The 9275-nt window shown below is 77.5% G+C and carries 7 protein-coding genes; all 7 read right to left on the reverse strand.

Translation table 11 applies throughout. The features are described from left to right. A partial coding sequence (locus ABEB16_RS06315; RefSeq protein WP_345711410.1) for an endonuclease/exonuclease/phosphatase family protein occupies window positions 1-1056 on the reverse strand: 1056 nt, incomplete at its 3' end. Between the two features lie 161 nt (window positions 1057-1217). Further along, complete coding sequence (acs, locus tag ABEB16_RS06320) at window positions 1218-3176, reverse strand: acetate--CoA ligase (RefSeq protein WP_345711411.1); 1959 nt, start codon at window positions 3174-3176, stop codon at window positions 1218-1220. 197 nt (window positions 3177-3373) lie between these two features. After that, window positions 3374-4285: an EamA family transporter gene (locus tag ABEB16_RS06325; protein WP_345711412.1), complete on the reverse strand. Its 912-nt coding sequence runs from the start codon at window positions 4283-4285 to the stop codon at window positions 3374-3376. 25 nt (window positions 4286-4310) lie between these two features. Beyond that, window positions 4311-6572: a putative bifunctional diguanylate cyclase/phosphodiesterase gene (locus ABEB16_RS06330; RefSeq protein WP_345711413.1), complete on the reverse strand. Its 2262-nt coding sequence runs from the start codon at window positions 6570-6572 to the stop codon at window positions 4311-4313. A gap of 80 nt (window positions 6573-6652) precedes the next feature. Further along, the gene (locus ABEB16_RS06335) at window positions 6653-7351 is read right to left on the reverse strand and encodes a TerD family protein (protein ID WP_345711414.1); all 699 of its coding nucleotides are present in this window, start codon (window positions 7349-7351) and stop codon (window positions 6653-6655) included. A gap of 115 nt (window positions 7352-7466) precedes the next feature. Then, entirely contained in the window at window positions 7467-8516 is a 1050-nt protein-coding gene (gene tsaD / locus ABEB16_RS06340; protein WP_345711415.1) for a tRNA (adenosine(37)-N6)-threonylcarbamoyltransferase complex transferase subunit TsaD, read from the reverse strand. Beyond that, on the reverse strand, window positions 8513-9160 hold the full coding sequence (gene def / locus ABEB16_RS06345) for a peptide deformylase (RefSeq protein ID WP_425560114.1): 648 nt from the start codon (window positions 9158-9160) through the stop codon (window positions 8513-8515). The genes tsaD and def overlap by 4 nt, the downstream gene beginning before the upstream one ends. Window positions 9161-9275 lie beyond the last annotated feature (115 nt).

A 9275-nucleotide genomic window follows, 5' to 3' on the forward strand; every position in this document is an offset into this window, starting at 1 on the left:
ACCGTCGTCGCGGCCGCGCGGGAGGCCCAGCACGCGGAACTGCTGCTGGAGGGCGGGGCCGACCCGGGCGACGACGGCGCGGTGGTCGCTGCCGGGCAGGTCGACCACCTCGCTGGCCACCGGCCGCCAGCGGCGGGAGTCGGCCAGCACGTGGTCGATGGGCGAGCCGAGCAGCGCGGGCACCTTCGCCGGCCACGTGCCCCGCGCGCCCGTCCCGGTGGCCGCGCCGACGTCGACGACCGGGCCGTCGCCCAGCCCGGCGAAGGCGGGGTGGTCGAGGGTGGCGTTGAAGTCCCCGCCGACGAGGGAGCCGGGGTGCTGCTGCGCCCACGCCACCGCCGCCAGCCCCTCGCGCTCCCACACGTCCAGCTCGTCGCCCACCGGCGCCACCGGGTGGACGGCGGCCAGGGGCGGCCCGTCCCCCGCGACGGGCACCGCGGCGACCGCCCCGTACGTCATGCGCAGCTCGTCGGCCGGCTGCTGCCGGTAGGCGCCCCAGCGGTCGCTGACCAGCAGGGACGTGGCCGTGGTCTGCCCGCTGCCGCGCAGCACCTCCTCCCGGGTGAACACCTGCAGGGCGGGGCCGCCGCGGGCCAGCACCGCCGCGGCGACCTCCTCGGCGAGCTGCCGGGTGGTCTCGGGCATCGTCACGACGTCGGCCCCCGCCCGCACCACGACGGCCGCCAGCGCCTCCGGGTCGGCGTGGGAGTGCAGGGTGTTGGCGGTGACGACGGTGACGTCCTGCGGCTGCGCGGCCGGCAGGTGCCCGGCGCCGGCGCCGCGGTGCAGCACGACCGCGCCGCTGAGGACGGCGCTCACCGCCAGGACCGCCGCGACGGGGCGGGCCAGCCGGCCGGCGCCCCCGCGGGAGGCGAGGCCGACCGCACCGGCCAGCACCGCCGCCTCCGCCAGCCCGCCGGTGACCGGCACCCGCAGGGCGGCGGCGTAGAGCCAGGGCCGGGTGCCGTCGAGGCCGAACCAGGAGGGGCCGAGGGCGCTGGCGGCACCGAGGGCGGCCTCGGCGGCGAGGACGGTGCGGGGGACGCGGGAGGCCACGGCCCCAGCCTGCCGCAGCGGCCGGGCGCCGCGGCGGGGCGGGCGCGGAGGAGACGTGCAGGTGCGGTGGAGCCACCCCGCACCCGGCGGGTGGGGACGTCCCGCGCGCGGCGCGCCGGTGTCGCGCGCCGGGACGTCCCCACCCGCCGAGGGGAGCCGGCTCAGTCCTCCGAGCGCGTCATGCCCGCGCGGATGGTGTCCATCACGCTGGCGTCGGTCAGCGTCGTGACGTCGCCCGTGGCGCGGTTCTCCGCCACGTCCCGCAGCAACCGGCGCATGATCTTGCCGGAGCGGGTCTTCGGCAGCTCCGCCACGACCATGATCGACCTCGGCTTGGCGATGGGCCCGATCTCCTGCCCGACGTGCTCGCGCAGCTCCCGGACGGTGTCGGGGCCCTCCTGCGCACCGCCGCGCAGGATGACGAACGCCACGACCGCCTGCCCCGTCGTCTCGTCGGTGGCGCCCACGACCGCGGCCTCGGCGACGGTGGGGTGCGAGACCAGCGCCGACTCGATCTCCGCCGTCGACAGCCGGTGCCCGGAGACGTTCATGACGTCGTCGACGCGGCCCAGCAGCCAGATGTCGCCGTCCTCGTCGCGCTTGGCGCCGTCCCCGGCGAAGTAGCGGCCCGGGAAGCGCGACCAGTAGGTGTCCACGTAGCGCTGCGGGTCGCCCCACAGGCCGCGCAGCATCGACGGCCACGGCTCGGTGAGCACCAGGTAGCCCGCCTGGCCGTGGCCCAACGGCTCACCGGCGTCGTCGACGACCTCGGCCGCCACACCCGGCAGCGGCACCTGCGCCGAGCCCGGCTTCAGGGTCGTCACCCCCGGCAGCGGGCTGATCATCATGGCGCCCGTCTCCGTCTGCCACCAGGTGTCCACCACCGGGGTGCGGTCGGCGCCGATGACGCGGCGGTACCAGGCCCACGCCTCCGGGTTGATGGGCTCCCCGACGCTGCCCAGCACCCGCAGCGAGGACAGGTCGTGGCGGCCGGGGTACTCCTCGCCCCACTTCATGCAGGTGCGGATCGCCGTGGGCGCGGTGTAGAGCACGGTCACGCCGTACTTCTCCACCAGCGACCACCAGCGGTCCTTGTCCGGGGTGTCCGGGGTGCCCTCGTAGACGACCTGCGTGACGCCCAGGGCCAGCGGGCCGTAGACGACGTAGCTGTGGCCGGTGACCCAGCCGACGTCGGCGGTGCACCAGTAGACGTCGCGCTCCGGGCGCAGGTCGAAGACGTTCTTCGTCGTGTACGCCGCCTGCGCGAGGTAGCCGCCGGAGGTGTGCAGGATGCCCTTGGGCTTACCCGTCGTGCCGGAGGTGTAGAGGATGTAGAGCGGGTGCTCGGCGTCGAACGCCTGCGCCTCGTGCTCCTCGCCCGCGGCGCCCACGGCGTCGTGCCACCACACGTCGCGGCCCTCGGTCCAGTCCACGGCCTCGCCGTTGCGCCTGACGACGAGGACGTTCGTGACGCTCGGGGCGCCCTTGGCCAGGGCCGCGTCCACGGCGGGCTTGAGGGTGGTGGGCTTGCCGCGGCGGTAGCTGCCGTCGCAGGTGATGACGACCTTCGCCTCGGCGTCCTCGATGCGGCTGCGCAGCGCGTCGGCGGAGAAGCCGCCGAAGACGACCGAGTGCGGGGCGCCGAGGCGGGCGCAGGCCAGCATCGCCACGACCGCCTCGGGGATCATCGGCAGGTAGATCGCGACCCGGTCGCCGGCCTGCACGCCGAGCGCGGCCAGCGCGTTCGCGGCGCGGCGCACGTCGGCGGCGAGCTCGGCGTAGGTGATGGTGCGGGTGTCGCCGGGCTCGCCCTCGAAGTGCAGCGCCACCCGGTCGCCGTCGCCGGCCTCGACGTGGCGGTCCACGCAGTTGACGGCGACGTTGAGGCGGCCGCCGACGAACCACTTCGCGAACGGCGCGCCCGACCAGTCGAGGGTCTGGGTGAAGTCGGTGTCCCACGTCAGCAGCTCGCGGGCCTGCCGCGCCCAGAAGCCGAGCCGGTCGGTGTCGGCCTCCTCGTACAGCGCGGCCTGCGCGACGGCCTGCGCGGCGAAGTCGGGGTCGGGGTCGACGGTGCGGGGGGCGTGCCCCGTGCCGGCCTGCGACGTCGTGTCGGTCATCCTCGGCGTCCTCCTCGGCGTTGCTGCGCTGCGCGTCCGGCCGGGGCGGGTGCCTCCGTCGGCGAGGCAGACCCTAGTGCGCGGGGTCGCCGCCGTGGGGAGCAGATCCCCGAGACCGCCCGAACCCGGAGAAGGGCGCGCCACGGGCACCTCTCGACCGCCCGAACCCGGAGAAGGGCGCAGGAGGACGGCGCGGCTCAGACCTCCGGGGCCGGCGGCGGGGCCCCGCGGCGGGCCGCGCCCGTGGCACCGGCGCTGGCCACCACGACGAGCGCGACCGCCACCACCCCGTGCCCGCCCAGCCCCTGGTCCAGCACCACCCAGCCGGCCAGCGCCGCCACCGCCGGCTCCAGGCTCAGCAGCACCCCGAACGTGCGGGCCGGCAACCGCCGCAGCGCCACCAGCTCCAGGCTGTACGGCACCAGCGACGACAGCACCCCCACCGCCGCGCCCGCCAGCAGCACCAGCGGCTCCAGCAGCGCCGCACCCGCCTGCACCACCCCCACCGGCACGACCAGCACCGCCGCCACCGCCATCGCCCCCGCCAGCCCCGCCTGCCCGGGCAGCACCGCACCCACCCGGGCGCTGAGCAGCACGTACGCCGCCCACAGCGCCCCCGCCACCAGCGCCAGCCCCACCCCGACGGGGTCCGGGCGGGCGCCCTCCCCACCGCCGAGGCCGAGCAGCGCCACCCCCGCCAGCGCCAGGACGACCCACAGCAGGTCGCGGCGGCGGCGGGTCAGCACGGCCGCCAGCGTCAGCGGCCCGAGGAACTCCACGGTGACGGCCGGGCCCAGGGGCATCCGCTGCAGCGCGGCGTAGAACGCGCTGTTCATCCCCGCGAGGCTGACGCCGAACGCCACGACGGGCAGCACCTGCGCCCGCGTCCACGTGCGCACCCGCGGCCGCACCCACCCGAGCAGCAGCGCGGCGGCGGTGGCCAGCCGCAGGGCGGTCGCACCGGCGGGGCCGACCGCGCCGAAGAGCTGGGCCGCGAACGCCGCGCCGACCTGCACCGAGGCGCAGGAGGCGAGCACCATCGCGACGGCCGCCGGGCGCCCACCGCCGCCGGCCCCCGACCCGTCGTCCACCCGAGCGCCCGCGACCACGGGCGACCACGCTACGAGAGGGCGCTCACCCCAGCAGGTGCGCCCCCGCCGCGCCGGGCACGCGCGCCGCCCAGCCGTCGAGGAACCCGCCGAAGGCGTGCGGGGCCAGCGGCCGCGACACCCAGTACCCCTGCACGGCGTCGCAGCCCATGTCGCGCAGCCGCTCCCACGCGTCGGGCGTCTCCAGGCCCTCGGCGACGACCTCCAGGGACAGGTCCTTGGCCAGCGCCACGGCGGCCCGCACGATGGCCGTCTCCGCGGGCGTGGGGTCGGTGCCGCGCCACAGGAAGGCCCGGTCGATCTTCAGCTCGTCGAAGGGCAGCTCGCGCAGCCGGGCCAGGGAGGAGTGCCCCTGCCCGAAGTCGTCGACGGCGATGCGCAGGCCGCGCCGGCGCAACTCCGCCAGCGTCTCGGCGATGCGGTCGGCGTCGGCCATCACGGCGTCCTCGGTGACCTCCAGGCGAACCTCGGCGGGCAGGGCGCCGGCCGCGGCGAGGATGCCGCTGACCCGGTCGGGCAGCTCCGGGTCGAGCAGGTCCGACGGGGACAGGTTCACCGCCACCGTCATCCCCCACGGCCGCCACGTCACGGCCTGCGCCGCGGCCTGCCGCAGCACGGTGTCGGTGACGCGCCGCATGAGGTTGGTGTGCTGCACGGCGGGCAGGAACCGGTCGGGGGTCAGGATGCCCATCCGGGGGTGCTGCCAGCGGACGAGGGCCTCGGCGCCGAGCACCCGGCCGTCGCCGAGGCGCACCTGCGGCTGCAGGTGGGCGACGACCTGCCCGCCGGCGAACGCCTCGCCGATCTCCCCCGCCAGGGCCAGGCGCACCCGGGCCTGGTCCTCCATCGAGCGGGAGTACGCGCTGACCTGGGCGCCCTCCACGGAGCCGTGGGAGGTGCTGAGCTCCACCGCGGCCTGCAGCTCGGCGGCGCTGGTGCCGTCGTCGGGGAAGGTCGCCACGCCGGCGGTGACGCGGGCGTGGACGGTGATGCCCTCCAGGGCGAACGCCTCGTCGAAGCAGCGCACGAGCTCGCCGGCGCGCCGCACGCCGGTGGTGCGGTCGCCCTGCGGGTCGTCCCGCAGCGGCACGACGACGGTGAACTCGTCCTCCCCGGCGCGGCCGACGAGCTCGCCGCCGGCGGTGGCGGCGCGCAACCGGGCGGCGATCTGGGTGATGAGCTCGCCGCCGAGCCGGCTGCCGAGGGACAGCCGCAGCTGCTTGTAGCTGCTGACGTCCAGCAGCACGACGGCGAACGGCGCGGCCTGCTCGACCATGGCCTCCAGCCGCTCGGCGACGCCGCGGGCGGTGGCCAGGCCGGTGGCCGCGTCGCGCAGGGCGCGGTGCTGGGCGTCGGCCAGGGCGCGGGCCTGCCGCACGACGATGACCAGGCGCAGCAGGCACAGCACGACGGCGGCGGTGGCGAGGACGACCGCGGCGGGCGGCACATCGGTCCAGGGCGCGAGGGCGAGCACGAGCGTGGCGCCGACGCCGGCGGCGAACGTGGGGGCCGCGGCGCTGCGCGGGGCGGTCCGGACGTGCTCGAGGAGGTTGCCCGCCGCGGCGAGGACGAGCAGGGTGCCCGCCCACAGCACGTCGGCGACGACGTCCTTGCCGGCGCCGGGGTCGACGGTGCGCACGAGGAAGCGGGTGTCGGCGGCCGCGAGCAGCAGCGCCGCCGCGGCCAGCAGGAGCAGGGCGTGCCGGCGGGTCCCGCCCGCCCGCCGCAGCCGGTGCAGGCAGGCCAGGGCGCAGACGACGTCGAGCGCGGGGTAGACGAGCGCGGCGGGCGCGGTGGCGACGGCGGTGCCGACCCAGGGCCAGACGGGCGCGACGACGAAGCACCCGACGAGGGCCGCCGCCCCGAGCGCGGAGATGGGCCCGTCCAGCGGGGTGGAGGTGGTCTCCTCCCGCTGGTCCCCGCGGGCGGCGTCCCGGCGGCCGAGCAGGGCGGTGGCGAGCAGCAGCGAGGGGAAGAGGAGGTAGAAGACGGCGTCGGAGGCGGTGGGCAGCGTCGACAGCGACGGGGCCACCAGGTAGGTGCCGACGAGGTCGCCGAGCACCCACGCCGCGACGGCGCAGGCCACGGCCGTCCACGCCGCCCGGTCCTCGGCGACGCGCAGCGGCCGGCGCACGGCCAGCAGCAGCACGCCGACCAGCCCGGCGGTCCACAGGACCCGCGCGACACCGCCGGGGTCGCCGGTGGCGGTGAAGACCGCGGTGTAGGCGGCGAAGGGCAGCGCCGCGAGGGCCACCAGGGCCGCGGGTCGCCGGATCGCTGCGCTCACCCCAGCGCTGTCGTCGCCGGCGGCGCACCGCTTGAGACCCGCCCGGGCCGTTCACCCGGGCGGGTCAGGTCACGGGCGGCTCACTTGCGGCCGGTGCGCCAGCGCATCCCCCACCCGTACGCCTCGTCGAGGGCCTGCTGCCCGCCCTCGACGTAGCGGACCTCCCGCTGCACGGTGACCTCGCGCCCGTCGGAGGTGATGAGGGCCACCGCGCACATCCGCGAGCGCGGGTCGTGCTCGTCGAGGCGGACCTCCACCTCGGCGCCGGAGGCCGGGAACAGCGTCACGACGGCGTCGGCCTCCGCCCAGTTCGGGGTGCCCTCGTAGATGAAGGCGTAGACGAGGACGCGCTTGATCGCGGCGGGGTCGGAGAGGTCCACGTGCAGGTTCTCCCCGCCGCTGGCGGCGCCGCTGCGGTCGTCGGCGTCCAGGCGCAGCAGCGGCCGGGGGCGGCCGTCGGTGAAGGCGCCGCCGAGGGCCTGCACGGCGCCCTTGCTGCCGTCGGCGTACTCGTAGAGGGCACCGAGGTCGAGGTCCACCGCGCCGCTGCCGCCCGCGCCGGCACCGGTGAGCTTGGCGAGGAACCCGCCGCGCTGCTGCGGCGCGGCCGGTCGCGAGTTCCAGTTGAGGTTGACCCGCAGCACACCGCCGGTGCCGCCCCGCTTGGTGAGCGAGACCCGCGGCGCCGCCTTCGTGAGCGTCACCTTCGACAGGGACACGGCCGGCTGCCGGTCCTCCGGCTGCGGGGCGGACGGGCGGCGGTTGTAGTCGATGGGCACTGCGACCTCCTGGTGCGGGGGGCTGGACCGGCCGGTCGCACCAGCATCGGCGCGCCGGACCGATGGGGCCAACGCGGGAACCCGGCGCCGGGTGCCCGCGCGCCACCGGCCGGGATCAGCCCCAGGGGCCGGTGAGCAGCGCCCCGGTCAGCGGCGCCGACGGGTCCGCGCCCAGCCCCAGCGGCGAGGCGGGCGCCCCGGCGCGCACGAGGGCGTCGCCCACGGCCGCGATCATCGCGCCGTTGTCGGTACACAGCCGCATCGGCGGCACGCGCAGCTCGATCCCGGCGGCGGCGCAGCGCTCCTCGGCCAGCGCGCGCACCCGGGAGTTGGCCGCCACGCCCCCCACGACGAGCAGGGTGTCCACGCCGTGGTCGCGGCAGGCGGCGACCGCCTTGCGGGTGACGGTGTCGGCGACGGCCTCCTGGAAGGAGGCGGCCACGTCGGCGACCGCCACCCCGTCGCCGCCGGGGCCGCCGTGGTGCTCCACCCAGCGCGCCACGGCGGTCTTCAGCCCCGAGAAGGAGAACCCGTACGGCGGGTCGGAGGGACGGGTCAGGGGGCGGGGGAAGGCGATGGCGCGCGGGTCGCCGTCGCGGGCGGCGCGGTCGATGCTCGGGCCCCCCGGGTAGGGCAGGCCGAGGATGCGGGCGACCTTGTCGAACGCCTCGCCGGCGGCGTCGTCGGCGGTGTCGCCGAGGTGGACGACCCGGTCGCGGGCGAGGTCGCCGAGCAGCAGCAGGGAGGTGTGCCCGCCGGAGACGACGAGGGCGACGGAGCGCTGCGGCAGCGGGCCGTGCTCCAGGACGTCGGCGGCGGCGTGGCCGGCGAGGTGGTGCACGCCGTACAGCGGCACGCCGAGGCCGAAGGCGAGGGCCTTGCCGGCGGCGAGGCCCACCTGCACCGCGGTGGACAGCCCGGGCCCGGCGGTGACGGCGACCGCGCCGACGTCGCCGGGCTCCAGCGACGCCCGCTCCAGCGCGGTGCGCACCACGGGCAGCATCGCCTGCAGGTGGGCGCGGGCGGCGATCTCCGGCACGACCCCGCCGAAGCGGGCGTGCTCGTCCATGCTGGAGGACAGCGCGTCGCTGAGCAGGTGGCCCTCGGCGACGAGGCCGGCGCCGGTCTCGTCGCAGGAGGTCTCGATGCCGAGGACGACGGTCACCGCCGCCCGCCCGCCGCGCCGCCCCCGCCCCGGCCCTGCGCGGCGCCGGGGGGTGGGGCGGTGTCGAGCCCGGCGGCGCCGAGGACCTCCGCGCGCACGTGCGCGGGCAGCCGGTCGACGTAGACGAGGCCGTCGAGGTGGTCCACCTCGTGCTGCAGGCAGCGGGCCAGCAGCCCGGTGCCCACGATGCGCACCGGGGCGCCCGTGACGTCGACGCCGGTGACCTCCGCGCGGGCCGAGCGGGCCAGCTCGGCGTGCTCCCCCGGCACCGACAGGCAGCCCTCGTCGTCGACGTCGAGGGTGCGCCGCAGCCCGCGGGGCAGGTGCAGCACGGGGTTGACGACGTGGGCGACGACGTGGCGCTCGCTCTCGTCGGGGCAGTCGACGACGAACACGCGGGCGTCGACGCCGATCTGGTTGGCGGCCAGCCCGACGCCCTCGGCGGCGGCCATGCTGGCGAACATGTCGTCGACGAGGGCGCGCAGCGCGTCGTCGAAGGCGGTGACGTCGGCGCAGGGCCGGTGCAGCACCGGTGTGCCGTAGGTGACGATCGGGCGGGCCGTGCCGCGCTGCGGGGGTGCCCCGGCGGCCGCGTCCGCGGCGGGGGTCTGCTGCTGGTCGTCGCTGTCGCCGGCTGCGCTCACAACCGTCGATCGTAGGCGGGTGGCGCCTCCTCCCGCCCCGCCGTCCCGCCGTCCCGGCGCCCGTCTCCGGGTTCGGGCGCCACCACGGCACCCTTCGGGCGCCCGTCTCCGGGTT

Source organism: Kineococcus glutinatus, from assembly GCF_039542765.1.
Lineage (GTDB): Bacteria > Actinomycetota > Actinomycetes > Actinomycetales > Kineococcaceae > Kineococcus_A > Kineococcus_A glutinatus.